Annotated in this window: 25 protein-coding genes and 1 pseudogene; 13 read left to right on the top strand and 13 right to left on the bottom strand. The window is 67.1% G+C overall.

From position 1 onward, the window contains the following. Window positions 1-208 (top strand): glycerol-3-phosphate dehydrogenase C-terminal domain-containing protein (locus AUL38_RS16255; RefSeq protein WP_304438388.1); only part of this gene is annotated, 208 nt, incomplete at its 5' end. Here the strand turns inward: AUL38_RS16255 and AUL38_RS16250 are convergent. From AUL38_RS16250 to AUL38_RS16220, 7 genes are all read right to left on the bottom strand, one after another. Beyond that, window positions 205-699 carry a signal peptidase I gene (locus tag AUL38_RS16250; protein ID WP_059063820.1) on the bottom strand — a complete coding sequence of 165 codons (495 nt, stop codon included), beginning with the start codon at window positions 697-699 and terminating at the stop codon, window positions 205-207. The two genes, AUL38_RS16255 and AUL38_RS16250, sit on opposite strands and share 4 nt — an antisense overlap. A 20-nt stretch (window positions 700-719) precedes the next feature. Further along, the gene (locus tag AUL38_RS17485; protein WP_059063818.1) at window positions 720-1,421 is read right to left on the bottom strand and encodes a hypothetical protein; all 702 of its coding nucleotides are present in this window, start codon (window positions 1,419-1,421) and stop codon (window positions 720-722) included. Window positions 1,422-1,435: 14 nt separating this feature from the next. Further along, window positions 1,436-2,806: a hypothetical protein gene (locus tag AUL38_RS17480; RefSeq protein WP_059063816.1), complete on the bottom strand. Its 1,371-nt coding sequence runs from the start codon at window positions 2,804-2,806 to the stop codon at window positions 1,436-1,438. Beyond that, window positions 2,803-3,420 (bottom strand): hypothetical protein, encoded by a 618-nt coding sequence (locus AUL38_RS17475; RefSeq protein ID WP_059063814.1) that lies wholly within the window; start codon window positions 3,418-3,420, stop codon window positions 2,803-2,805. The genes AUL38_RS17480 and AUL38_RS17475 overlap by 4 nt, the downstream gene beginning before the upstream one ends. Continuing rightward, window positions 3,417-4,031, bottom strand: coding sequence for a hypothetical protein (locus AUL38_RS17470; RefSeq protein ID WP_059063812.1), 615 nt, complete (start codon window positions 4,029-4,031; stop codon window positions 3,417-3,419). Before AUL38_RS17470 ends, AUL38_RS17475 begins: the two co-directional genes overlap by 4 nt. Beyond that, window positions 4,018-4,650, bottom strand: a complete 633-nt coding sequence (locus tag AUL38_RS16225) for a hypothetical protein (protein WP_059063810.1) — start codon at window positions 4,648-4,650, stop codon at window positions 4,018-4,020. The genes AUL38_RS17470 and AUL38_RS16225 overlap by 14 nt, the downstream gene beginning before the upstream one ends. A 66-nt stretch (window positions 4,651-4,716) precedes the next feature. Further along, the gene (locus tag AUL38_RS16220; RefSeq protein WP_059063808.1) at window positions 4,717-5,337 is read right to left on the bottom strand and encodes a hypothetical protein; all 621 of its coding nucleotides are present in this window, start codon (window positions 5,335-5,337) and stop codon (window positions 4,717-4,719) included. A gap of 394 nt (window positions 5,338-5,731) precedes the next feature. On the opposite strand from AUL38_RS16220, the gene AUL38_RS16215 reads away from it, so the two are divergent. Next, window positions 5,732-6,151 (top strand): thioesterase family protein, encoded by a 420-nt coding sequence (locus tag AUL38_RS16215; protein WP_059063806.1) that lies wholly within the window; start codon window positions 5,732-5,734, stop codon window positions 6,149-6,151. A 4-nt stretch (window positions 6,152-6,155) separates the two neighbouring features. Next, window positions 6,156-7,124: an acyl-CoA thioesterase II gene (locus tag AUL38_RS16210; RefSeq protein WP_059063803.1), complete on the top strand. Its 969-nt coding sequence runs from the start codon at window positions 6,156-6,158 to the stop codon at window positions 7,122-7,124. A gap of 7 nt (window positions 7,125-7,131) precedes the next feature. Here AUL38_RS16210 and AUL38_RS16205 read toward each other — a convergent pair whose 3' ends face one another. The 3 genes from AUL38_RS16205 to AUL38_RS16195 are packed head-to-tail and all read right to left on the bottom strand — an operon-like array spanning window position 7,132 to window position 11,712. Next, a complete protein-coding gene (locus AUL38_RS16205) occupies window positions 7,132-7,947 on the bottom strand; it encodes a glutamate racemase (RefSeq protein WP_059063801.1) in 816 nt (271 codons plus the stop codon). A gap of 18 nt (window positions 7,948-7,965) precedes the next feature. Next, window positions 7,966-10,299: an AAA family ATPase gene (locus AUL38_RS16200; protein WP_059063799.1), complete on the bottom strand. Its 2,334-nt coding sequence runs from the start codon at window positions 10,297-10,299 to the stop codon at window positions 7,966-7,968. Window positions 10,300-10,338: 39 nt separating this feature from the next. Further along, a complete protein-coding gene (locus tag AUL38_RS16195; protein ID WP_201023780.1) occupies window positions 10,339-11,712 on the bottom strand; it encodes an MFS transporter in 1,374 nt (457 codons plus the stop codon). A gap of 390 nt (window positions 11,713-12,102) precedes the next feature. On the opposite strand from AUL38_RS16195, the gene AUL38_RS16190 reads away from it, so the two are divergent. The 10 genes and pseudogenes from AUL38_RS16190 to AUL38_RS16990 all read left to right on the top strand — a co-directional run. Further along, entirely contained in the window at window positions 12,103-12,999 is an 897-nt protein-coding gene (locus AUL38_RS16190; protein ID WP_059063797.1) for a crotonase/enoyl-CoA hydratase family protein, read from the top strand. Beyond that, window positions 12,996-14,627 (top strand): class I adenylate-forming enzyme family protein, encoded by a 1,632-nt coding sequence (locus AUL38_RS16185; RefSeq protein WP_059063795.1) that lies wholly within the window; start codon window positions 12,996-12,998, stop codon window positions 14,625-14,627. The genes AUL38_RS16190 and AUL38_RS16185 overlap by 4 nt, the downstream gene beginning before the upstream one ends. A 42-nt stretch (window positions 14,628-14,669) precedes the next feature. After that, window positions 14,670-16,196 (top strand): class I adenylate-forming enzyme family protein, encoded by a 1,527-nt coding sequence (locus tag AUL38_RS16180; protein WP_059063793.1) that lies wholly within the window; start codon window positions 14,670-14,672, stop codon window positions 16,194-16,196. Window positions 16,197-16,343: 147 nt separating this feature from the next. Beyond that, window positions 16,344-17,240, top strand: a complete 897-nt coding sequence (gene phnD, locus AUL38_RS16175; protein ID WP_059063790.1) for a phosphate/phosphite/phosphonate ABC transporter substrate-binding protein — start codon at window positions 16,344-16,346, stop codon at window positions 17,238-17,240. Then, window positions 17,237-18,106, top strand: coding sequence for a phosphonate ABC transporter ATP-binding protein (gene phnC / locus AUL38_RS16170; RefSeq protein WP_059063787.1), 870 nt, complete (start codon window positions 17,237-17,239; stop codon window positions 18,104-18,106). Before phnD ends, phnC begins: the two co-directional genes overlap by 4 nt. Next, window positions 18,087-18,926, top strand: a complete 840-nt coding sequence (gene phnE, locus AUL38_RS16165) for a phosphonate ABC transporter, permease protein PhnE (protein ID WP_059063785.1) — start codon at window positions 18,087-18,089, stop codon at window positions 18,924-18,926. The genes phnC and phnE overlap by 20 nt, the downstream gene beginning before the upstream one ends. Then, window positions 18,923-19,681, top strand: coding sequence for a tyrosine-protein phosphatase (locus AUL38_RS16160; protein WP_059063783.1), 759 nt, complete (start codon window positions 18,923-18,925; stop codon window positions 19,679-19,681). Before phnE ends, AUL38_RS16160 begins: the two co-directional genes overlap by 4 nt. Beyond that, the gene (locus AUL38_RS16155; RefSeq protein WP_059063781.1) at window positions 19,678-20,298 is read left to right on the top strand and encodes a TetR/AcrR family transcriptional regulator; all 621 of its coding nucleotides are present in this window, start codon (window positions 19,678-19,680) and stop codon (window positions 20,296-20,298) included. The genes AUL38_RS16160 and AUL38_RS16155 overlap by 4 nt, the downstream gene beginning before the upstream one ends. A 62-nt stretch (window positions 20,299-20,360) precedes the next feature. Beyond that, window positions 20,361-20,984, top strand: coding sequence for a hypothetical protein (locus tag AUL38_RS17830; protein WP_059063779.1), 624 nt, complete (start codon window positions 20,361-20,363; stop codon window positions 20,982-20,984). Beyond that, a pseudogene (locus AUL38_RS16990) lies at window positions 20,867-21,499 on the top strand (RES family NAD+ phosphorylase); the annotation flags it as partial. The gene AUL38_RS17830 and the pseudogene AUL38_RS16990, both read left to right, overlap by 118 nt. A gap of 156 nt (window positions 21,500-21,655) precedes the next feature. On the opposite strand, the gene AUL38_RS16145 reads toward AUL38_RS16990, so the two are convergent. The 3 genes from AUL38_RS16145 to AUL38_RS16135 all read right to left on the bottom strand — a co-directional run bounded on the left by AUL38_RS16145 (window position 21,656) and on the right by AUL38_RS16135 (window position 25,466). After that, window positions 21,656-22,807 (bottom strand): acyl-CoA dehydrogenase family protein, encoded by a 1,152-nt coding sequence (locus AUL38_RS16145; protein WP_059063778.1) that lies wholly within the window; start codon window positions 22,805-22,807, stop codon window positions 21,656-21,658. A gap of 119 nt (window positions 22,808-22,926) precedes the next feature. After that, on the bottom strand, window positions 22,927-23,757 hold the full coding sequence (locus tag AUL38_RS16140; protein ID WP_153006645.1) for a LuxR C-terminal-related transcriptional regulator: 831 nt from the start codon (window positions 23,755-23,757) through the stop codon (window positions 22,927-22,929). A gap of 179 nt (window positions 23,758-23,936) precedes the next feature. Then, window positions 23,937-25,466 carry an AMP-binding protein gene (locus AUL38_RS16135; protein WP_304438387.1) on the bottom strand — a complete coding sequence of 510 codons (1,530 nt, stop codon included), beginning with the start codon at window positions 25,464-25,466 and terminating at the stop codon, window positions 23,937-23,939. Window positions 25,467-25,665: the final 199 nt, after the last annotated feature.

Below are 25,665 nucleotides of genomic sequence, written 5' to 3'. Positions count from 1 at the left end.
CGCCGCCGCCGAACCTGCGCTACAGCCAGAGGTCGCGCCGGGCGCCGGGATCACCGGGGCCGAGGTCGCATTCGCGGTGCTCGCGGAGGGGGCACGCTCGGTCGAAGACGTGCTCGCGCGGCGCAGCCGACTCGCGCTCGACCCAGCGCTCGCTGCCGCGGCCGAACCCGCGGTGCGAGCAGTACTCGATCGGGTACTGACGGGCTAGCGGCTCGCGTCGTCGGAGCGCTCAGCGGGGCGCCAGAGGAACGTCACCAGCAGCGCTGCCGCGAACACCGCGATGCCGGTGATTCCAAACGGGGTGCGGAACACCCCGGCGAGATAGCCGACCCACGGGATCGTCGCGACGATCTTACCCGCCGTGCGCACCGTGTATGGGAACGGATCATCTGCGGCGTTCGCGTCGCCGCGCATGGTGATCTCCCAGTTCGTGTGCTGTTGTTCCACCGATGTGACGCGGTGCGTCACGAGACCACCGTTGTTCGGCCGGTCAAGCGTAACAACGTCGCCGACCTCGATCTCGGCCGCCGACACCTCCTTCGCCATGAGCAGTGAGCCGGTCGAGATCGTCGGCTCCATTGAACCCGAGACGACAATCTGCGGCTTCAGCCCGAATACAAGCGAGACGCCGAAGACGACAATGCAGAACGCGCCAATGATCGCCGCGAGTGTGAGGATGAGTGAGCGGAGTCGAGCCACCGTGTGTTCCTTTCGACGCGTTACTTCGACTGCGCGTCGAACAGCACGCGGATCGCGGTCTGGCCGCCGTTGTAGTCCGCGGTTTCGGGCACATCCGCGTAGTGCATGAGGAGTTCGATGGTGCGCTCGGAGCCGTCGGCTCCAGGCGCATATTGGGCGCCCTCGTCGAGCGAGGCTTGGCCGCGCGCCGCGAGATCACCGACGAGTGCAGCGGCCTCCGCAAGCGGGACCCCGCCCGTCGGATCCTCTGGCGCGCCAAAGATGACCTCACCGGACGCCTGATCTTTCGCGCTGAACCGCATGAACTTCATGATGTTGGGTGAGTCACCGACCGAGCCGTCGCCGATCGCTTCGACGGTGAGGCTGAGCTCGCCGTCGTAGGCCAGCGAGTTGTTAAACACCGGGATCTCCGTGGTCAGCGTGCGGCCCGGAACGAAGCTTGCGGCGTGCGCGATCTCCCAGGTGAGCCCGGCGCTCGGGTCGGCCTGCTGCACGGTGCCGTCGGGGTCGACGATCGCGATATCGAACTTCGATGCCGAGCCGACGCCCTCCCCATTCGCCCCGAGGTTCAGCAGCGCGGCGTCGCTGAAGGTTGCCCAGGTCACGAGGGCACCCGCGCTGAGGAGCGCGCCGCTTGCGAGCGCGATGCGCCAGCCCCCGCTCCTGCGTGGACGGACTGCCAGGTGCGCGCCCTGCTTCTCGGCGCGACGATACGACTTCATGTTGTGTGTCCTTGCTAGTAAATCTCTGAGACGCGAATGCCGGGCAGCTCAAGCGGCGTAAAGCTCGCGCGACCGCCCGAGGCCCCCGCGATCGCGCCGCTATCGGTAGACCCCCACCCGATGAGCACAGAGTCGGCCCGTGTCGCGTAGCTGGTGTTTCGGGACCCACCGACCGCGACGATGTCGCGCAGCGGCAGCAGGAACGGCACGGTGGCATCTTTGGTGCCCTGGCCGGTGGAGCCGTCCTGTCGGATGTTGCCGGTCGCTTGCCAGTCAGCGTTATCGCCCCACCCCCAGACGCTTCCACTCGTGGTGAGCGCGGTGAAGTGGTAGTTCCCCGCGGAGACGCGGGCGACAGGCTCGCCGATGGTGATCGGGTGAATCTCGCGCTGCTGCGTCGTGTTCCCGGCGGGCCTACCAATCTGTCCCTGATCGGTGGTGCCAAACGTGTACACCGTGCCGTCCGCGGTAAGCATGGCCCCGGCCTGCCGGCTCGACGTGATCGCCTGAATATTGCAGGTGTCTGAGGGGTCGAATCGGGTCACCGCTGGGCCAGTGCATCCGTGCGTGTGGATCGCCATCGGACGCACCCGTTCCGGGTTCGGGTTGTTCACCACGGTTCCGACGCCGTTCTCGCCCTTATAGCTGCGCCCCCACCAGAACACGTCGTTGGTGCGCGTCACCACCCAGGTAATGCGCTGGCCAACATGCATCGTGTGCGCGTTCTCCATCACGAGATACGGAGAGTGGGGGCCCTTGTTTTCGGAGGTGCTCCCGTTGCCGGCCTGTCCGTATTGACCGGATCCCCACGTATAGACCTTGCCGCTCTCGGTCATTGCCGCCATGGTGGCGCGCATCGAGCCAAGCTCAATCACGCGCTCGTTGCCCGGGAACTGGACGCGCTGCGGGGTCGAACGGTAGTCCTTGTTGCCAGTCGTGGACCCGATGCCGAGGCGGCCGAGCTTGTTCGACCCCCAGGTAAAGACTTCGCCTGATTCGGTGAGGGCACCGAAGGTGCCGTATTTTTCGTCGAGGTCCGATGCCCCGACAACGTTGACGACCTTGTTCAGGCCGAAGACGGGTTTCGGGGAGCTGTCCCGGTCATTCTCGACCCCGTTGCCGCTCATGCCGTAGGCCTTGTAGCCCCAGATCCAGACGTAGCCGCCCGAGAGGGCAACCGAGGTTTCGCTGAACTGCGTTGAGACGGCCGTGTATGACGACGGAGCCGTGTAGGTGTCTGCGGCCGCGGTCGCGGTGTCTCGATAGGCTGCCGCAGTCGGGTCAGCGAGCACGAGGCCGCCGGCGGCGAGCGCGGTCACCGCGACCACGGCGATGCCACCGAGGGTACGCGCGAGCCTGCGCGTTCGGGGGTACTGGTGGGTCATGGGATGTCCTCCGTCCGTCTGGTCTGGGTTCGTCGTACCGCGAGGGCGAGACCCGCCACAATTGCTGCGGCGGCGCCGGTACCGAGCAGCCACCAGCTGCGGGCTCCGGTAGCAGCGATGCCGGTGTCCGTGCCTTCGTCGTGGTCGCCGCGCGTCGCGGCGAGCTCGAGGGTGAGCGTGCCGGAGGCTCCCTGGTATTCGTTGCCAGCGGCGCGTGGCAGCGTGAGGTGCCCGGCGATCTCGATGGGTGACCCGTGTGTGATCGAGGCAAACTTGATGTGGCTGTCGCTCACGACTTCGCGCCCCGGTCCCTGCAAGACGGGCTCGCCGCCCAGCTCGCTCACCGCAATCTCCGCCGGGTGCTCGCCGGCGAACAGCGGCCCCTCGGCTGCGCTCATTCGGACGTAGATGTCGTGCACGTCGTCTTCGGCACTGGCGACGGTGACCGACCAGTGTCGGGTCTCCCCTGGCGCCGGCGCATCCACCTGCACGACCCGGGTATCGATGATGTAGAGGTCGTCTGGGTGCGCCGCCGGGTGAGGCTCGGGGGCGGCCGCCGTGCCGAGCGTCAGCGTGAGGGCACCGAGCACTGCCCAAGTTCCGATGTTCGTCATGCTGATACTCCCTGCGCGATGAAGCCGATCCTGACGTCTTTCCCGAAGTAGTACGGGGTGCCGAGGTCGGCCTTGTAGGCGAACTGCAGCCTGACCGAGCGGTCCTCTCCGCCGACCCAGCTGTCGAGTTCGATCGTGAGCGATGCGGCATCCACGGTGTCTGCGACGAGGTTGCCGTCGGGATCCCACGCCGACACGAGGAGCACGTCGAAGGGATCGCGCACCACGCCGTCGTCGTCGGCCGGCTGCCCGGTGAGCAGCGACTGGAGCGTGAACGTGACGACGCCGGTATCGGTGTCGCCCACGTTGCGCAGCGTCAGGTCGATGGGTTCCGCCTGCCCCGTGCCGATCTCCGCGATCGGTGGGGCGTCGGTCATGTCGATCTCGTATGGGGTCGGGTTGCCCTGCTGGAGGGCACCCTCGGGGTCAACGTACGCGATGTCGTAGCTGCCCCCAACGGGGGCGAATTCGACGGCGGCCTGGTCAAGGTAGGCCGCTACGGTCACGGCCGCGCCCGCCCCGAGAAGGACACCGCCTGCGATGAGCACGCGCAGCCGGTCCCACCCCGTTGCGCGCGTGCCGGGCCCGCGTGTCCGGTCAGGGTGCCGCATGACTGTTCACCGCCTCGAATCCAAATTGAATCTGTGTGCTTGCCTGCTGCCACCGGTCGTCGGTCTCAGCAGGGAGGGTGATGGCGACGATGATCTCGCGCACCCGGTCTGGTTCGAGTGGCTCACGCCAGCTGAACTGCCGTTCGTCCGCCGGGGCCCCGCCTGAGACCGCAAGCAAGGGTTCGCCCTGCTCTGAGAGTTCGAACTCGAGCTTGTCGAAGAGTTCAAGAAACCTCCCGGTCTCCGGGTTGACGGCATCGCCCTGCGGGTCTGGGTCCGCAAGCCGGAGCGTGAGATCCGCACTCAGGTCCGGGCTCACGTTCTTCACCGCGATCTTGACGTGCTTCGTCGCTCCGGGAGGAAGCTCGGTCGATTCGCCGAGATCGATGATGAATGCTTCTTCGTCGGCCTGTACCCAGTCGTCCGCGGTCGGCTGCCAGTGCGGATCCGTGGCGCCGGCGACGACGATGTCGAAGGTGTTGCGCGTACCGTCGACCTGCGCCTCGAGATCGACAAAGTCAGTAAAAAACGCGGTCGTGGTGAGTGCCGCGATGCTCAGCAGCCCTCCGGCCGCCAGCGCCAGCCGGGATCGGCCGCGTCGACTGCAGTTCTGTGTCATGGTGTTCTCCCCGCGCTTGCCGCGCTGCGGGTTTGCCCGGGCGCGCGGCCCGGGCAAACGTCGCACTTAGCTCACTGAGTCTGCGGTGAACTGAGCCTGCACGTGGGCAGTCTTGCCCTGCAGCGCGTTGTTCGCCTCCGTGCTGCCCTGGTCGAGCAGCGTGATGGCTACACCGACTGTGCTGTCAGCGCCGGCCGCGAGCTCGACAAGGTCAAGGTTGGAGACGGCGGCCTGCTGGGCGTTTGAGACCACTGCGGTGCCATCGACGGTGATTGTGTAGCGCAGCTGTGCCGCGTAGTCGCTGTCGGAGACGCGGCCCGGGACCTCACCGAGGGTGAGGTTGACGTCTGCAGCGAGCTTCGGGCTGTCGTTGAGCACCGGGATGTCGACCGAGATCGTGTCGCCGGGGGTGATGGTGTCTGCGCCGAGCAGCGCGATGTCGACGCCCTCGACAACGTCTGCCTCCTGCCAGGTGCCTGGTACGGGGACGCCGTTTTCGTCGGTCCCGACGACCTGGATGTTGAAGGTGTTGTCTCCGCCGCCGATGCCGCCGTCGGTGCCGTTGCCAAGGTTGAGGTTGGCGAAGTCGGTGAATGCGGCAGCGACCGCGAGTGCACCGATGCCGAGGAGCGATCCTGCGGCGATGAGGACGCGCTTACGCCCGGTCTTCTGCGTGTTCTGGGTCATTGGTTCTCCCTGTTTTTTATCTGGGCGACGGCAATTCATCGCTCGGTGAGTCCGCAGACGAAACAGGGAAGCACAACAGCTACTGCTGCCAAAGCGCTCCAGAGAGCACATGGAAGTGGCCCAGGGCGCGCCCAGGCCAGACCAAGCATGTTCGCTTCCCCGCGTCCACTTCAATCGACCATAGGAGGCGCCCAGACAGCTCTGAGTGGTCCGCGCAGCGGCCTGAGTGGTCAGACCGCAACCTTGAGTAGTGCGCCCAGCAGGTCCTCCCAAATTCGCTCCAGGGGCTGAGGGTTGCACCCCTTGGCTCTGTACGCAGCTCCCGATAGCCTGACGGAGGGGACCCCATCGCGGCCCCGTCGTTCGCCACCGTTGCCGACTGATCTGGAGTGCAGTGTTCGAGACCATCATCCATCCGCGCGTCTCAGAGACCGATGCGGTCGGCCACATCAATAACACCGTCGTTCCGATCTGGTTCGAAGCCGCCAGGCGCGACCTGTTCGCAGTGTTTGGCCCGCCCGACGACTTCTCCCAGTGGCGCATGATCGTGGCGAGCTTCACCGTGAACTTCGAGCACGAGCTCACCTACCCCGCGCCCGTGACCGCGCGCGTGTGGGTCGAACGGATCGGCAACAGTTCGCTCACGCTGCACGAGGAGCTGCACCAGCACGGCAGGCGCTGCGCGGTGAGCAGCACGAACTATGTGAATGTCAGCCCGGACACGAAGCGACCCGAGCGCGTCTCAGATGAGATCCGGCACGCACTCGAACCACACATGCTCCCCGCGACCGAACACTCCGAAAGGACCTCCTAGCTCCATGCCAGCAGCATCCCCGAACCTCGTCACCCCCTGGTCAGTCACCCGCAGCGCGGCAGCTGCCGACGAACGCGTCGAGCGCTGGGACGGCCGAACATCGCCAACGCCGTGGCCCTCGACTTACGGCGGCGACCTGTGTGTCGGCGCACTGGGGGCGCTGCTCCGCACGACCGCAGCTGGCCAGGAGGTGCATTCGCTGCAGGTGTCGTTCCTCCGGCCGGGCGACAAGGATCGCGCCGTCAGCTACGAGGTGGATCGGGTGCGCGACGGCTTCCGGTACGCGCACCGGTCCGTGCGAATGTCACAGGGCGACACCGAGATCGCGGTTGCGACGGCCTCGCTGCGCGCCCCGCGCGACGGCGAGGAGCCCGTTTCGCCAGGCGGATCCTTCGCGCTGCCCACCGGCGCCGCGCTGCGGCCGCCGCACCCGGAGCTTCCCGATCCCGAACAGTTGCCCACCGCGGCCGAAGCCATCGAGCGGCGCGGCCCCCTCGACGGGCCGTCGGCCGAGCGCGATCCCTACGACGCGTACTGGGCGACGGGACGCGACCTCGACACGAGGCATATCGATCCCCCGCTGTACGGTGAGACCGTGCCGCAGCGCACCTGGAGCCGACTGTGGGTGCGGTTCGCGCCGTCCACCGCCGCGCAGCGCGAGCTCGTGGCGACGCCCGCCGGCCGCACCGCCCTCATCGCGTATATCGCCGACGACACGATCCTCGAGCCCGCCGGCGCTGCCCTCGGCTTCGGCTGGCTCGCGCCCGGCATGTTCAGTACGACCGTGCAGCAGACGATCTGGTTCCACGCCGACTTCGACGCCGCAGACTGGCTCCTGTTCTCCCAGCGGCTCGTGCACACCACCGGCGATCACGTCGTCTGCCAGGGCGAGCTCTTCACCCCCGCTGGCACGCTCGTCGCGACGGTAGTGCAGGAGGGCATCGTGCGGGTGCGGCCGCCCGAGACGGTGTAGCGGTGCCTCACCACTCCACGAGCGTCGGCGTGAACTCGAGCTGTAGGCCGTCAATCATCGCCTGAAACTCACTGAGTGGGTGCCGCGTAGAGGCGGTGGCGATGCACCTCAGCTGCCCTGACCCTGCCGTCGCGTGCGGTGCGAACGCTGCGACAACGCCATCGGCCGGGTCGAACAGCCGCAGATCGGGGGCCGCACTGCGCACGGCGTCGGCGAGCCATGGCAGGTGCGTGCTCGACAGTGTCACCGCTGTCACTCGCGGATACGCTGTTCGCAGGGCAGCCACATACGTGCGGATCGGCGACGCGATTGCAGCTGGCGTGAGAAACGCACCTGACTCGACCAGGCCAATGAGTTCATCGGCGCGCACCGGGTGCACGCGGCCAGCATCATCTCCGGCAGTGACGGCAATGTACCTGGCAAGCGCGGCGCTGTCCACCATGACCTGCGCGCCGGCGACAGCGATCTCGTCCTCAGGTCCAACGGCATCGAGCGCCGCCCGGATCGGGGGTGTGATTCCAAACACCGGCACTGCAGCAATCGGTCGGAGCGCGTCGAGCACCGTCACGCTCGGGGCGTTCGAAGCGAGAATCACGCTCGCTGCACCCAGGCGCGCGAGCCCCGCCGTCGCACGTGTCACAGACTCGAGCAGCTGCGCTTCCGTGAGCTCCCCGTATGGAAAGCTCGCCCGGTCGGCGAGGTAGATGATGTCCTGCAGCGGAAACGCGGCGCGGATCCGGCGCACCATGTCGAAGCTTCCGATTCCGCCGTCGAAGATGCCGACCGGTGCGTGCAGGTCCCTCGCAGTCGGTGCGTTGTCCATCCGCCTCCCCCTTCGCTGCTAGCCCATAGCCCAGTCTAGGAACTCCTCGGCCGAGAGCACCGGTTTCTCCCACAGCGCCGCCTTCTTCGCTTTGCCAGACTGCGAGCCCCGCTCGGCGACGACGAGCACATCGGTCTTCGTTTTCGTCATGTTCTCCGATATCGCGAGCCCGCGCGAAACCGCGAGGTCACGCATGTCGTCGCGCTCAAACGTCCCGTGCACCGGCGAGGAGACCTCGCCGGTGAAGCAGACGCGCGCCCCGGGCACGAGCACGGCGTCGAGCGCGGTCGGCGCCGCAAGTTCGAATCCCTCGGGCAACACCCGCACCCCGAAATGCCGTTCGGCGGCCCGCAAGCGCTCGAGCATCGGCGCGTCACGGTCGACGACGCGCTCCCACGCGGCAACCAGGTGCCCGGCGAGCAGGGCGGCCGGATCGTCTTCAGGCGAAAGGTGCCCACCGACGGTGAAGGCGTCCGCTCCGGCGTGGCCGTGCGGACCCGTCGTGCGCCCGAGGAGATACCCGTGCCCAGCACTGTGCGCGGGGAACGGCGTGCCCGCCACCTGTTGCAGCGTGCCCGAAGATGCTGCATCGATGCGCTCTGCGATCGCGTGGGCCGCGTGTGCCCGCTCGAGGGCGGTGCCGCTGGTGAGCTCACGTCGATCCCCCGCCGTGAGGTGTGCCGCGGGCAGTTCCGCGCCGAGCGGCATCTGGACGACGATGCCGTTGCGTTTAAGCTCGAAGTCGATGAGCCCGAGCGCCGCATCGATGCCGACCCCGGCGGGGACGCGGCCGGCGAGCAGCGGCGCCAGGGCAGCCCACGCCTCAGCGAGCAGCGGCGCGAGCGCGACGTCGCGAGTGGTGATCCCGAACTCCTGCGCCGCCGAGAACAGGTCGCTCGTCGGGTTCACCACGGTGGTCGCCTCGTCGCCGTCGTCGGTGACCACCGCAATCTCGATGGGGCGCGGGCGATAGCGGTCGCCCTCGTTGCCGACCTGCAGGATCGCGAGATGTGCCCGCCCGAGCGCGGCAGCGCACGGCTCGCCGCGCTCCAGGAAGCGGCGCACCAGCACGTCAGTCTTCAGGTCGCGCGGCAACACGTCGCGCTTGAGCACGAGCCCCTCGAGGCTCGTGCAACGGCTCAGCGCGACATACAGCTGCCCGTTCGCGAACGTTCCGCCGGTGAGGTCGACCACGACACGGTCCAGGGTCTGGCCCTGGCTCTTGTGGATCGTGATCGCCCACGCAAGCTTCATCGGGAGCTGCGCGAAGGTGCCGATGACGTCGTGTTCGAGGGACCCCGCGCGCACGACCGGCCGCGTGATCTCCCACGTGTGCTGCCGCACCTCGACGCGAGTGCCGTCGCGCAACCGCACGTCGACGACGGGGCCGTCCGCGTCGCTGCCGATGCGTTCCACCTTGCCGATGCTGCCGTTCACCCAGCGGTCCGCGAAGTCGTTGTTCAGCAGCATCACCTGCGCGCCGACGGCGAGCTGCAGCCGCTCCTCAGCTGGCAACTCGAAGCCGTCGGTGTCGCCGCTGATCTCCGCGGCGAACGTGAGCGGTTCGGTGGTGAGCCGCTCGAGCAGCTGCCGGTTGCGGGCGCCGACGATGCGGTTCGTCGTCGCGAGCGTGAGCCCGAACTCGTCGAGATCGGGATCAAAGTCGGGGTTCGTGCGCTGGTTGAGCTCGGCGCGTGCGTCTTCAAGCAGCGCACCCTCGCGCACCGCATTCAGCAGATCGACGAGCTTCGAGTCGCCGAGCTGCCGGAACACGGTTGTGAGCTCAGTGACCGGGAACCGCTCCCGACTGAAGGCGCGCGCCGAGAAGAAGTACGGGGTCTCATAGCGCTCCGCCATAAACGCGGCCTCGCGCTCGGTGACGACGGGTGGGAGCTGGTACAGGTCTCCCACGAGCACCAGCTGCACCCCACCGAGCGGCTCCCCCGGCTTCGGGCCGAACCGTTCGAGCGCTGCGGCGAGCGCGTCGAACAGGTCGGCCCGAACCATCGAGACCTCGTCAATGATGAGGATGTCGAGTTCTCGCAGTGCGTTCGCGAAGCGGCCGGGGTAGTACCGTTCGCTGCGCACCAGTTCCTCGCTCACTCCGGTGGGGAACGAGAACAGCCGGTGGATCGTGTAACCGTCAACGTTGAGTGCCGCGATGCCCGTGGGGGCGACCGTGATCGCGTTGCGGTCGGTGTCGGTGAGGAAACGGCGGATCAGCGTCGACTTACCCGTTCCTGCCTTGCCCGTCAGGAAGACGTGTGAGCCACTGTGCAGCAGATCCAGTCCACGCTGAAACTCGTCCGTGATGGTGAGACCGCGACTGTCCGCGGGAAGTTCGTGCGCCAATGGAGGTCCTGTTGCTCGCGGCCGATGTGTCGCACTAGCTTATCGACGGGTCGGCACCACCTGAACCTGCCCGGTGAGTGCACGCTCGCTCGCCTCCGCGCTGCGGGCAAAATCGGACGGCCGCAACATGAGGAGGCCGATGATCGAGATGAGGGCGGTGCCGACGAAGAACACCACCGGTGAGCTGATGTTGTCGGTGGCGGCGATGAGGGCCGTCGAGATCATCGGGGCGCTGCCGCCGAAGATCGCCACGGGCAGATTGTAGGAGACCGCGATCCCTGTCGAGCGGATGTGGGTGGGGAGGAGCTCCGTCATCACCGCGTATGGCGTTGACGAGTACAGCCCAAACGTCAGCGCGACCGCGAGGAGTGGCGCGAGAAACGACTCGGGGGTCGCGTTCTGGGCCGCAGCGAAGAACCAGAGCAGCGCGCCGGTGGCGAGGACCGCGAGCACGAGTAGGAACGGCTTTCGCCCGTACTTGTCCGTGAACATCCCTCCGAACGGCATCACAACCGCGCCCAGCGCGCTCGCCGCGAACACGTACACGAGAGTTGTGCCCGAGTCGAAGCCGAGCGTGCCTGACATGTAGGTCGACGCGAAGGTGAGCAGCAAGTAGAACATCGAGGCGAGAAGCGTGATGATCGCTGCGACCAGCGCGAGCGCGCGCTTCCATTTGAAGACCTCACGCAGCGGCGCCTTCGAGGTTGTCCCGTGGCTCACGAGCTGCCTGAACTCGGGGCTGTCCTCGAGCTTCATCCTGATGTATAGGGCGATGAGGCCGAGCGGGCCGGCGACGAGGAATGGGATACGCCAGCCGCCGTTTTGCATGGTGTCCGAGCCCAACAGAAAGATCATGCTGTTGGCGACGAGGCCGCCCAGGAGCAGCCCGAGAACCGCAGTGGTCATCAGCCAGCTCGTCGAGTAGCCGCGCCTGCCTGGCCCGGCGTACTCAGCGATGAAGCTCGTCACCGTTCCCACCTCCCCGCCCACGGAGAAGCCCTGCACACACCGCACGAGCACGAGCAGCACCGGTGCGACCCAGCCGACCTGGTCGCTCGTGGGGAGCAGCCCGATGGCGAACGTTGAGCCCGCCATGAGGATCAGCACGATCAGGAGGGTGCGCTTGCGACCGAGACGGTCAGCGAGCGGCCCGAAGAACAGTCCGCCGAGCGGCCGAACAAAGAAGCTCAGCGCAAAGACCGCGAAGCTGCTGATGAGGCTCACCACGGGGTTATCACTCGCAAAGAATGCCTGCCCGATGTAGATGGCGAGAAACCCGTACACGCCGTAGTCATACCATTCGAGCAGGTGGCCGACTATGGCACCGAAGAAGGCTCTGCGGCGGCCTGAGTTCGGTCTGTCCGCCGTCGCGGAGTGGGTTGCGTCGGTTGCGTGGTCGGGCATCGTTGCCATGGGCCTTCGCCTACTTTCTCTGATGATGCATGGTGGATCGGGACGCAGCGCAATGGATTCGTGGCAGCGCCCCTGGAACGGTCTGCGGAGTGCTCGACGCTGAGCTCCCCGACCGCGCGCACCCGCTGGCTGCGGGACACCACCCTCGCGGGGCGCGGCTGTTCAGACCGGGTCAGACGGTTCGCGGGGCACCGGATGGAATTCACCCCTGCGCACACGTCGACTTCTATTGAGTTGTTTCACTATAAGCAGATTTCAGTTACACAGCAATAACAACGATGAAACGCAACGAGTGTCTTGACGGTGGTACCCAACCATGCCAACATGCATGACTAGAAGTACTGGATTCTGGGCACACTTCACATGCGCCCACCTCCGAAAGGAACCTCAATGACGAGTCACGCCGACGTGCTGTACGAAGTCCGCGACCGCAAGGCGTATCTCACCCTGAACCGCCCCGAGCGACTCAATGCGATCACGCAGTCAATGGGCGAGCAGCTCGCAGCGTTGGTCGCACGAGCAAACGCCGATAGCGATGTGCGCGTCATCATCTTGCAAGGCGCCGGTCGCGCTTTCAGCTCCGGATACGACCTGAAGATCTACGCCGAGGAGGGTGTCGATAACCAGGGGCCGGAATGGGATCCGATCCAGGACTACGCGCAGATGAGCGCGAACACGAACCACTTCTTCAGCCTGTGGCGCTCGCTCAAACCGACCATCGCGAAAGTACGGGGTCACGCGGTCGCCGGAGGCAGTGACATCGCGCTGAGCTGCGACCTCGTCGTCATGGCCGAGGACGCGAAGATCGGCTACATGCCTGCGCGAGTGTGGGGCGGCCCAACCACCGCGATGTGGGTGTACCGGCTCGGCGCGGAGAAGGCGAAGCGGATGCTCCTCACCGGGGACACGATCACCGGAACGAAGGCCGCCGAATGGGGGCTCGTGCTCGAGGCTGTGCCCGAGGCCGAACTCGACGGCGCGGTCGAGGCGCTCGCGGACCGCATGTCAACCGTGCCAACGAATCAGCTCGCGATGCAGAAGCTCATGATCAACCAGGCATACGACAACATGGGGCTGCAGAGCACCCAGACCATCGCAACACTGTTCGATGGGATCACCCGGCACTCACCTGAAGGGCAGTGGTTTATGCGATTCGCGCAGACACACGGCTTCCACGCGGCAACACAGTGGCGCGACGAGGGCGGCCTGATCCCGAACGGCGGAGGCCCCCTGCCTAGCGACGAGGAGATCGCTAGGTTTTCACCGGACGAAGGAGTTCACCCATGACCCTGACCACCTCATATCACCCTGCCGACACGAGCCGACCGATCCTCGATTGCACGCTCGGCGACCTGCTCCACGACGCGGCCGCAGACAGCCCGAACGAGCAGGCCCTCATCGGCATCGCCCCGGTCAGCCCACCGCGCTCCTGGACGTACCGCGAGCTCCTCGAGGATGCCGAGCGCGGTGCCACCTGGCTCCTGCAGCGATTCCCGGTCGGCAGCCACATCGCGGTGTGGGCGGCGAACGAACCCGAGTGGCTCATCCTGCAGTGTGCGACCGCGCTCGCGGGCATGACCCTCGTCACCGCAAACCCCGCGCTCCGAGCGACCGAGCTCGCGCATATCCTCGATGCATCCGACGCGAGCGCAGTCGCATTCTCCGCCGAGGTGCGGGGCACTGCAATGATTGACATCCTCCTAGACGCGCTCGATCAGCTCCGCGTGCGGCGCGCGGGCACGGCGGGGCCGATCCCCTCACTCATCCCGTTCACCGGCTGGCTCGACGCGATCAGAGCGGTCGAGCCAGACCCGAGCCGTTTCCCCTCGGTGCTTCCCAGCGACGCGATCCAGCTGCAGTTCACCTCGGGCACCACCGGCCTGCCGAAGCCCGCCCAGCTCACGCACCGCGCAATGATCACGAACGCAGACTACGTGAACACTCGCGGCGGCTATCCGGAGGGCGGAGTCTCGGTCTCCCCGATCCCGCTATTCCACGCCTCGGGCTCTGGCACCGCGGCGTTCGGAGCGATGTTGCTACGCGGCACACTGGTGCTCTGCCGAGTGTTCGACCCGGCACTCGTGGTCGACGCCATCGACCGGTTCGGCGCGACCGATGTGCGCATGGTGCCCGCGATGTTCCGCGCCGCCTTCCCCGAGGTGCGCGCGCAGCGCCCCACATTCGCGACGCTCCGGCTCTGCGGCTCTGGCGGGGACACCATCCCGGTGGAGCTCAGCCGCGAGATCGAGGAGACGTTTGGCGCACCGCTCACGACCGTGTACGGGCAGACCGAGGTCAGCCCGGTGCTCGCACAGACCGCCCCAGAAGACTCAGAGCAGACACGCTGGGAGTCAGCCGGGGCGGTGCTTCCGCAGGCGGAGGTCAAGATCGTCGATACGGCTACGGGTGAGGTCACGCCGATCGGGGCACCCGGCGAGATCTGCGCGCGCGGCTACCAGCTCGTCGACGGCTACTACGAGATGCCAGGCGCCACCGAGCAACTCATCGATGCCGACGGCTGGCTCCACACGGGCGATCTCGGCACCCTGTCAGCGGACGGCATTCTCACCGTCACCGGCAGGCTCAAGGACCTCATCATTCGGGGCGGCGAAAACCTCTACCCCTCGGAGATCGAGGCAGCCCTACTCGAGCACCCGCGGGTCGCACTCGCCGCTGTTGTCGGGCTCCCCGATGAGCAGTGGGGCGAGGTCGTTGCTGCCGTCATCGAGCACGTCGACCCGCAGTCACCGGTATCTGCCGCGGAGCTCACCGCGTTCACCACCGAGCGACTCTCGCCGCAGAAGCGGCCAGCGACGTGGCTGCAAGGCGGCGCCCTCCCCGCGAACGCGATGGGCAAGCTGCAGAAGTTCCGGCTGCGCGAGCAGATCCTCGCCGGGGCGTTCCAGGAGCTGTAGCGGGGCACCCGCTGCCAGTATCACCGAGAAAGGATCCCGAGCATGGAACTCTCCCCAGCCCAGGCTCTCGCAGCTCGTGCTCGCTTTGCGCCCGGGGACGATGCCTTCATCGACGGCGACCTCCGTTTGAGCTTTGCCGAGGCCGACGCGCGGGCGACCGCCTTCGCCTCGCACCTTACGGGCCGCGGCGTGATGCGCGGCGACCGGGTGCTCGTGCTCATGAAGAACAGCGAGTTCCTGGCGACGTCGATATATGCGCTGTCGCGGCTCGGCGCGATCCCCGTCGTCGGTAACTGGCGTCTCACCGCGAGCGAGCTCGAGTACGTGCTGCACGATAGCGGCGCGGTCGGGATCCTCGCGGGGAGCGACTTCGGTGACACCGCCGCCGCGCTGAGTGAGGCGGTCCCGCGGGCGCGCTTTCTCGTGACCGACGGCCCCAGCGCGCGCTTCGCCGAAGCGGTGGGGTTCACCGACGCGCTCGACAGCGCGCCGGCCGGGCACCACGCCGAAGCGGGCCGTCCCGGCGACGACGCCATCATCATGTACACCTCAGGCACGACCGGCCGGCCGAAAGGCGCGGTGTTCACGAATGCGAACCTGTTCTGGTCAGCGCAGAGCATGAGCTCAACAATCGGTTGGGAGGCGCGGCAGCGCTTTTTGCTCGTCGCCCCGGTCTTCCACATCGGCGGGCTCTCACCCCTCATCTGTAACGTCCTCCGGGGCACGGCCACCATTTTCCAGGCCGAGTTCCATCCGGCTCGGGTGTGGGAGACGGTCGCCGCCGAGCAGATTACGAACATGATGACGGTGCCCGTCATGCTGCGCGCGCTGATCGCTGAGGCCCGGGGCCGGGCCGTTGATCCGAGCAGCCTCGTGAACGTGTCGTGTGGCGGGGCGATGGTCCCGCCCGACCTGATCGCGGAGTTCACTGAGCTCGCGGCGCCCGTGCAGGTCGTCTACGGGATCACCGAGTTTGCCGGCGCGGTGAGCTACTGGCTGCCGTCGATGGGCGCTGAACGGATGCAGACGCAGGGCCGCGCAGTGTTCGGGGCCAGCATGCGCGTCGTCACCGAGGACGGGCTGCCAGCGCAGCCCGGAGAGCTCGGTGAACTGCAGCTGTTCGGCCCCCAACAGTTCGACCGATACTGGGGCAAGCCTGCCGCGACGGCAACGTCGGTGACTCCAGATGGCTGGTACCGGTCTGGCGACGTCGCGTCGCTTGACGAGGACGGCTTCGTGACCGTGCTCGATCGGGTGAACGACATCATCATCAGCGGTGGCGAGAACATCTACCCCGCCGAGGTCGAGGCGATCGTGGCAACACACGAAGCCGTCGCGGACGTTGCCGTCGTTGGACAGGCCGACGAGCGGTGGGGCGAAACCCCTGTCGCCCACATCGTGCTGCGGGAGGACGCGACACTCACCCCCGCAGAGCTCATCGAACACTGCCGCCAGCGGCTCGCCAGCTATAAGCTACCGAGCCGCGTCGAGTTTGTTGCGGAGATCCCGAAGAACACGCTCGGGAAGGTACTCCGGCGTCAGCTGCGCAGCGTGGGCTCCGGCCAATAGCGTTCAACCCCGCCACAGAGTTCATGCGTCGTTCACGCAGGGTTTGGTGTGCGAACCCCCAGTCTCGTAATTCCCCGTCACTTTCGAGGGTTTGAATACAGGTGTTCTCGCAATTCGCCGAGAGCCACCCTACCTCGAAAGGTCACCATGCGTCGCAACGTTTTCACCGCGATTGGCGTGTTCGGTATCGCGGCAGTCGCGCTCACCGGTTGCCAGGCCGCAGCCCCCGCCGCAGATGCGGCGGACGCACCGATCACGATCGCCACCATTCCCATGTCCGACGATCCGACGGCGGAGAACCCCGTCGAGGTACTCGTCGAGCTCCTCGAAGCCGAAACGGGTCGCGAGGTCGAGGTCACCAACGTGCCCGACTACCTCTCGGTGGTCGAGGCGATCCGCTCAGATCACGTCGACATCGGTCTCATGAGCGGCTTCCCGTCGGCGCTCGCTGTGAACACGGGCGAGGTCGACGCGCTGCTCGCGTGGCCGGGCGACGACAAGCCGGTGTCCACCTGTGTGGTGCTCGACGACTCCCCCGTCCAGACCCCAGCGGATCTCAAGGGCAAGACGGTTGCGTTCGCGGATCAGGCGTCGAGCTCGGGCTACTTCATGCCCGTCTCCATGCTGCACGAGGCGGGCCTCACACAGGGCACCGATTACGAGGCCATCTTTGCTGGCGGCCACGAGGGCAGCTTCGCCGCGCTCGAGCAGGGCCAGGTCGATGCGGCCTGCACCGCGTTCATGCTCACCGAGATGGGTGCCCCGATGTTCCCGTTCGCCGATGGTGAGTGGCGCGCGGTGGGCGAGAGCGCGCCGATGGCGGTCGCAGGTTCGGTGCTCGCTCGGCAGTCGCTCGATGCTGAGACGCGCACACTCCTGGAGGAGGCGCTGCCGAAGGTGTTCTCGGCAGAGAACAAGGAGCGGCTCGCGGGCTACGGCGGCTTCGCCGGCCTCGAACCGGTGATCGCGCCGGATCCCGAGTTCTTCTCCTCCTTCGCCGAGATCGCGGCAGTCGCGGGCGTCGACCTCGAGGATCTCAAGTGAGCCGTCTCACGCGGGCAGCCCGGCAGCGGGATGCTGCGGCGGCGGTCGATCCGTCGCTGCTCAGCACCGCCGAGCTCAGGCAGGCGCTCCCCCTCGTCACGGTGCGCGACCTCACCGTCGCCTACGAGGACGGCCCGAACGTGCTCGACGGCGTCGACCTCGATCTGTTTCCCGGCGAGATGGTCGCCCTGCTCGGTTCTTCGGGCTCGGGGAAGTCGACGCTCATGCGCTCGCTCACCGGTTTCGCCCCGGTCACCGGCGGGCAGGTGCGGGTCGCCGGGCACGACGTCACGAATCTGCGGCGCGGCGAGCTGCGCACGCTGCGTTCGGAGGTCGGGCAGGTCTTCCAGCAGTTCAACCTCATCCCCCGGATGAGCGTGCTCACGAACGTGCTCACCGGCGCGCTGCACAGCGCCGGCCCCATCAACCTCGTCGGCGGCTTCACCTCAGCGCACCGCAAGCGCGCGCTCGACCTGCTTGACCGCGTCGGCATCGCGCACAAGGCGAAGGATCCCGCTCGCTCCCTCAGCGGCGGCCAGCAGCAGCGGGTCGCGATCGCGCGCGCCCTCATGCAACAGCCGAAGCTCATCCTCGCGGACGAGCCTGTCGCGTCGCTCGACCCGAAGCTCGCGGACTCCGTGCTCGAACTGCTGCGCGAGATCGCCGTCGAGGACGGGATCCCCGTGCTCGTGAGCCTCCACGTGCTCCCGCTTGCGCTCGCGCACACCGACAGGATCGTGGGTCTCAGGCACGGCGAGATGATCGTCAGTGGCCGCACGGCAGACCTCGACGCCGCCCGGCTTGCGCCGCTGTACGACGAGACTCCCGCGCTGGAGGTGACGCCCAGTGGCTACGCAAGCGCCTGAGCGCCAGCGGGGCACCCAGCCCGGACTGCCGGCTGCGGATCGCGCACGCCTCGAGCGCGCGGTGCCGCTGCCGCGGGCCCGGTTCATCATGGGGCTTCCCGTCGCAGCGATCGTGCTGCTGTGGTCGTTCAACGGCGCCGAATTCAACTTCGCGAAGCTCGGAGACGGCGCCGTGAACATGGGCGAGTTTCTGTCGCGGCTGTTCCCGCCAGACTTCTCGAAGATCGGCACGATCGTCGAGCTGCTCATCGAGACGTTTCAGATGGCCGTTGTCGGCACGGTGCTCGGCGCGGTGCTGTCGATGTTCGTCGCGTTCGCGGCGGCATCGAACATCGCTCCGAAGTGGCTGTACTACCCGGCCCGGTGGACGATGAACGTGATTCGTTCGGTGCCCGACCTCGTGTTCGCGCTCATGTTCGTGTCCGCGGTGGGGCTCGGCCCGTTCGCCGGCATCCTCGCGATGACGCTCGGCTCGCTCGGCTCCATCGGCAAGGTCTTCGCCGAGGCCATGGAGTCGGTCGATCGCGGCCCCATCGTCGCCATGCAGGCCGTCGGGGCGTCGAAGCGCCAGGTGATCCAGTACGGCGTGCTGCCGCAGGCCGCCCCACTGCTCGTCTCCTACACCCTGCTGCTGTTCGAGGGGAATGTGCGCGGGGCCACGATCCTCGGGCTCGTCGGCGCCGGCGGCATCGGCCTCGAGCTCACCACCGCCATGCGCATGTACGACTACGGCCACCTCAGCGCCATCATCATCTGCATCATCGTGCTCGTCACGGCCATCGACCAGGGCAGCGCCCTCATCAGAAAGAAGATCACATGACCTCCACCCTCGAGCTTCCGCTCAGCACGCCCGTGAACCTCCGCGACCTCGGCGGGATCCCCATCGCCGGGGGCGTGCTCCGCGAGGGCCTCGCGATCCGCACCGACCACCTCGCGACAGTCACCCCCGAGTACGCTGCCCAGCTCGTGGCCGGCGGCCTCACGGCCATCATCGATCTGCGCTCACCCGACGAGGTGCGGGTCACCGGCCGCGGCCCGCTTGGCGACCATGCGGTCGCGTACCATCACCTGCCGTTCATGGGCTCGATCCAGGCGCCGACCGGCGACACCCCGGCCCTCACGCACGAGGTCATGGGCGAGATGTACGGCGGCATGCTCGAGCAGGCCGCCCCGCTCATCGTCACCGCGCTCACCGTCATCGCGCACTCGCCGGGCGCAACCGCGTTCCACTGCGCGGCCGGCCGCGACCGCACCGGCGTGCTCGCCGCCTCGCTGCTGCTCGTGCTCGGAGCCGACGACGACGCGATCGTCGCCGACTACGCACAGACCGGCCCGAACATGCCGGCGATCATGGCCCGCACGCGCACCGCCATGAGCGCGGTCTTCGCAAAGCTCGGCCTCGACCCTGACGTGTTCGACGGCAAGGGCCTCGAGGACGACGGCATGGAGGTCTCGATGCGGATGCTCCTCGCCCGCCTTCGCGAGCAGCACGGTGACCCGCTCGCGCCGCTGCGCGCGGCGGGCCTCGACGACGACACCGTCGCGAGGCTCCGGGCCAGGGCCCTCGTTCGATGACACTCGCAGCAGCACCTGCCGGGGTCGCGATTCGCCGCGGCCCCGGCAGGCCGCGTGACACAGACCTCGATCCGCAGATCATCCAGGCCGTGCTCGACCTCATCGATGACGAGCAGGAGGTCACCGTGTCCCGCGTCGTCGAACGCGCGGGCGTGAGCCGCGCGGCCCTCTACCGGCGGTGGCCGTCACTCACGACCCTCATCGCCGCGGCGCTCGACGTCGGGCGCACCGTGCCACCCGAGATCCGCGTCGACGGTGACCTCCGCGAGACCCTCTTCTCGTCGCTCATCGGGTCGCCCGCCTCGCTCGAGGCGACCGGCTACTCGGAGGCGAGGTTTCGGCAGCGGATCCGCCTCGTCATGGCCGACCGCGACCTGCAGCGCGCCTACTGGGAGTCGCACGTCAGCCGTCGCCGCGAACCCGTCGAGCGCGCGCTGCGAGCGGGGATCGCGCAGGGCCTGCTGCGCGCAGACCTCGACGTCGCGGCCGCATTCGACGTGATAGCCGGGGCGGCGTACTACCAGTCGATCGTGCGCGGCGAGACGCCAACAAACCCGGCCACGATCGCGCGCATGACCGCGACGTTCGATATCGCCTGGCGCGGGATGGTTCGGTAGCAAACTCTCAGGGGATCCTGCGATTCCTGCATTATTATTGAATGCAGGAATTGGAGGACCACATGGTTACCGTTCACACACAGCGACACACCCCGACCAGGCCCGATATCAACTCAATGCGCGAGGTTCTGGAGCAGGAAACCGGACGACAGTTCACCGAGCACGAAGCCAACGTTGCGCTGCGCGCCGCGCTCGGAGCCGCGCTCACCGAGCAATCTCGCGCGCAACTCGCCGCCGACCTCACCCGCATCCCACACCCCATTCCGCCCGCCATAGCCCGAGCGACCCAGGCCACCGAAAACGCGTGGAAGTCGATCGAGGCGGAGTCCGGGCTCTTGCCCGGAAGCGAAGTTGCCGCGATACTCGGCTCCCGTCCAACCCCCGGCGCGGTGCGATCACTCGCAAACGACATGCGCAAGCGCGGAGCACTGCTCGCCGTGCAGCGCCTCAACCGCTTCCTGTATCCGGGGTGTCAATTCGACGCCGTCACAGGACAGGTCAAGCCTTGGGTAGCGCCATGCGCGGAGCTCGCTACCGAACACGGTTGGAGCCACGAAAGCGCCTTATTGTGGCTGCATCGTCCAACGACCTACCTTCCAGAAGGCCGCCGCCCAATAGATGTCATCGACGGCAACCCGCAGCTCGTGCTCGACGTTGCACGCGAGGCCTGGGAAGTGGCGTGGTAGCTCCGGCTCCGCCGCGGCCCTTCCGCCCGCATGCGGAGCATTTCGCTCCCGGCAGCGAACTGTACCGAGTGCACTCCGCTAGCCGGGCTGCGAGCGAGTTCAACCCCGGCAACGGGTCGCGAACACGGTTCGCGTTCTTCGGCACGCCGGTCGTCCCCATCATGTACGCGGCCCAGACCGAGCAGGCTGCAGTTGCAGAAACGCTCCTCCACGATATTCCTTTCACGGGCGGCCAACTGCTGCCCGAAGACTACGAGGGCAGACGGGCAAGCCGGCTGCACACGTCGAGAGAGCTACGTCTTGCGTCGTTCCTGGGGCTGGGGCTGCGTGCTCTCGGCGTACGCGCCGAGCAGCTCACCGCCACCGCAGCGTCTGCGTACGGCGAGACTGTTCGCTGGGCGGCAGCGGCCTACGAAGCGGGCTTCGATGGAATCGTCTATATGAGCCGACAGTGCAACAGTGACCGCTCGTACGTGTTCTTTGGAGATCGCTGTGCCGCTGCGTTCGAGGTAGACCCTGGATATCGCTGGGATTTCGGCGACCGTTCGAGCGGGCAGAACACACTCATTACGCTGTGCGCCCCACTCGGTGTCGAGGTATTCCTGCCCCCCGGCAGCCTGAGGCGGGCGGTAACGGCAGCGGATCGCGCCCGCCGCCATCACCCCCTTGGCTTACCCGAGCCCAAGCGAACGAGCGATGAGCATGAGCTGTACCTCGTTCGTGCCCTCGCCGATCTCGAGGATCTTCGAGTCGCGGTAGTGACGGGCAACCGAGAACTCGTTCATGAAGCCGTTACCGCCGAAGATCTGGGTCGCGTCGCGCGCGTTGTCCATCGCCGCGTCGGAGCCGGTGAGCTTCGCGATTGCCGCCTCGGTCTTGAACGGCTTGCCCGCGGCGCACAGGCGCGCGGCGTGATGCCACGCGAGACGCGCGTTGTGGACGCGCAGTCGCATGCGTGCGAGCGTGAACTGGATGTGTTGGCGGGTCGCGAGCTGCTCACCGAAGACGATGCGCTGCTTCGAGTACTCGACGGCGTCATTCAGGCAGCCCTCGGCAGCGCCGGTCGCGAGCGCGCCGACGGCGATTCGACCCTCGTCGAGGGTGCGCAGGAAGTTCGCGAAGCCGCGGCCGCGCTCGCCGAGCAGGTTTGCCTCGGGCACGCGCACGTCGTTGAAGCTCAGCGGGTGCGTGTCCGACGCGTTCCAGCCGACCTTGTCGTAGGCGGGCTCGACGGTGAAGCCGGGGGTGCCGTTCGGCACGATGATTGTCGACAGCTCCTTGCGGCCGTCTTTCTCCCCCGTGACGGCGATGACGGTCACGAACTTCGTGATGTCGGTGCCCGAGTTCGTGATGAACTGCTTCGAGCCGTTGATGACCCACTCACCGTTCTCAAGGCGGGCGGTGGTGCGGGTGGCCCCCGCGTCTGAACCCGCCTCGGGCTCGGTGAGGCCGAAGCCGGCGAGCGTGCGACCCGCGAGCAGGTCGGGCAGCAGCTCGGCCTTCTGCTCGTCGGTGCCGAAGTTGAAGAGCGGCATCGCGCCGAGGCCGACGCCGGCTTCGAGGGTGATCGCGACCGACTGATCCACGCGGGCGAGCGCCTCAATCGCGAGGCACAGCGCGAAGTAGTCGCCGCCCTGGCCGCCGACCTCTTCGGGGAACGGCAGGCCGAACAGCCCCATGTCACCCATCTGCCTGACGATGTCGAGTGGCAGCGTGTGGGTGCGATCCGCCTCGTAGGAGATCGGCGCGACAACCTCGTCGGCGAACTCCTTCACCATCGTGGCGAGCTGCAGCTCTTCCTCGTTCAGGTTGTAGTTTTCCATGAACCGCTCCTTAGCGTTCTTCGTTGGGTGTGGGTGTGGTGTTCGTTATCTCCCGAACAATCGTTCGTTCGGAAAAGGTCATGAGAAAAGGGAGGTCGGCCGCCCGGCTCGTCAGCCGGTCACGGCAGCTGGCCGTAACGGCGGGCGAGCGCGACGGATTCGACGCGGTTGTGGGCCCCGAGCTTGCGCATAGCGGCCCGCAGGTAGCTCTTCACGGTCTCGAGCTCGAGGTGCAGCCGCTCCCCGATCTCGCGGTTGCTCAGCCCGAGTGCGACGAGCGCGAGCACATCGATTTCCCGGGCCGACAGCGCGGGCCCCGCCTCGGTCGCGCCGGGGGCGAGCTTGGTGAGGATGCCGTGCAGTTCGGCCTGCGCGGTGGGGTCTTCGACGCCGCGCGCGAACTCACGCAGCTCCGCGAACGCGGCGCGCACCTGCTCCCACTCCCGATCCGACGGCGCGGATCGCACCGAGCGCAGATACTCTGCGGTCTCGACGGCCGTCGTCTGCTTCGTGACGGCGTCGTCGACCGCGAGCCGGAACGCGATGGTTCCTGCGGCCTCAGCGACGCTCTTCACTTCCGCCGCTGTGAACGGGCCTGCGTGACGCCGCGCGCCGTAGACGATCCCGCGGGAGACTCCCTCGATAACGATCGGCAGCGCGGCGACCGAGCGCAGGTCTTCCGCCGACACCGCGCGGTCGTAGTCCCGCGAGATGGTCTCGTCATGGAGATAGTCCGCCGCGACTGCGGGCGCGGCGTGCGCGAACGCGAGGCCGCCCAGACCAGCACCCTTGCGGATCACCAGGCCGTTCAACGCCGCGGTGCGCACACCGACGGAGTGCGTGATCGTGAAGCGATCCACCTCGGGGGTCGTGTAGCCGCCGAAGAGCACGTCAAGGTGAGTGGTCTGCCGTGCGCCGCTGAGCGCGCCGGCGATGCCTGACCCCTTCATGGGGTGCTCCCAGGCAGCGATGCCACGCGGAAACACGCTGTGCGTTGTTCCTCAAACATGGGACCTCCTTGTAGCGGGCGGCTACACCGAGGGTTCAACCCGGCGCCGTCGCCGTGCGAGCCAGCCTATGGGTATCGCGCAGTCAAGTCCAACGTAACGTCGGCGAGCTGCGCGGACACTCACCTGGCGTCCAACATTGACAGTGAAAGTTCGCGCATCTCGACCTTGCGGACCTTCCCGGTGACAGTCATCGGGAACTCGTCGACGACGTGCACGTACTTCGGGATCTTGAAGTGGGCGAGGCGCCCGTTCGCGAACTCTCGCAGGGCCTCGGCCGTCACCGAATCCGCCCCGGGGCGCAGCACGACCCACGCCATGAGTTCCTCGCCGAAACGCTGGTCGGGTACCCCGATGACCTGCACGTCTGCGATGTCGGGGTGGCGGTAGTAGAACTCTTCGATCTCTCGGGGGTAGATGTTCTCGCCGCCGCGGATCACCACGTCTTTGAGTCGGCCCACGACCGAGAGACGGCCGTCTGCGTCCATCGTCGCGATGTCGCCGGTGTGGATCCACTTGCCCGGGTCGATTGCCTCTGCGGTCTGCTCCGCGTTGCCCCAGTAGCCGAGCATCACCGAGTAGCCGCGCGTGCACAGCTCACCGGGTTCGCCGACGGGCACGACCTGGCCCTGCTCGTCGATGATCTTCACCTCGAGGTGCGGCATGACCTTGCCGATGGTCTGCGTGCGCGCCACCAGGTCGTCGGTGATCGACGTCATCGTCGACACGGGCGCGGTCTCGGTCATGCCGTAGCAAATCGCGACCTCGCGCATATTCATCTCGGCCATGACCTCTTCCATCACCTCCGCGGGGCACGAGGACCCCGCCATGATGCCTGTGCGCAGCGACTGCAGGTTGAAGTTCGTGAAGCCCTCAAGCCCGAGCTCGGCGATGAACATCGTGGGGACGCCGTACAGCGAGGTGCAGCGCTCCTGTTCGACCGCGCCGAGCGTCTTCTCGGCGTCGAACACCGGTGCCGGGAGCACGATGCAGGATCCGTGGCTGTGCGCGCCGAGGATGCCCATCACCATGCCGAAGCAGTGGTACAGCGGCACCGGCAGGCACACCCGGTCCGCCGAGGTATAGCCGATCCCCTCGCCCACAAAGAAGCCGTTGTTCAGGATGTTGTGGTGGGTAAGCGTCGCGCCCTTCGGGAAGCCCGTGGTGCCCGACGTGTACTGGATGTTGAGGGCCTCATCGAAGGCGAGCGACGGCCGCTCCTCCTCCGGCGGGTTCGCGGCCGCGTCTGCCATCGTCTCGTCCCACTCTTTCGTGCCGATGAACAGCACGTCGGTGAACCCGATCTCGGCGAGCATGCCCGCGTAGTCGCTCGTGCGATACTCGACCGCGCTCACCATGAGCGAGATGCCCGACTGCTCGACGACGTACTGCAGCTCGTGGGTGCGGTACGCGGGATTCACGTTCACGAGGATCGCCCCGATCAGTGCGGTCGCGTACTGCGTGAACACCCACTCGGCACAGTTCGGCGACCAAATACCGACCCGGTCGCCCTTCTTGATGCCGCGCTTCGTGAGTGCGTCAGCGAGGGTCTCGCTCTCGCTCAGTAGCTCGCTGAACGTCCAGCGTCTGCCAGTGAACGACTCGACCAGCGCTTCGTTGTCAGGAAACTGCTCGGTGATTCTGCCAAGCATTCCACCAAGGGTTTCACCCAGTAGCGGCGTCATGCTCGGACCCGATGCGTAAGAAATCTGTGCTCCATTGCCCATGACTTCATGATCCCTGGGGCCGCGTTTGGCGGATACCCCCTTTCGCGGGTGAGTTGGGCGCCCCAGGCAAGCGCAAGAGGGCCAGAACCTCCACATAGGCTCTGACCCTCTCCCGATTGCTTTG

Origin of the sequence: Leucobacter sp. G161, assembly GCF_001482305.1 — a bacterium.
Lineage (GTDB): Bacteria > Actinomycetota > Actinomycetes > Actinomycetales > Microbacteriaceae > Leucobacter.
The sequence above is the reverse complement of the archived record's forward strand: the minus strand, read 5'-3'. Positions and strand labels throughout refer to the sequence as shown.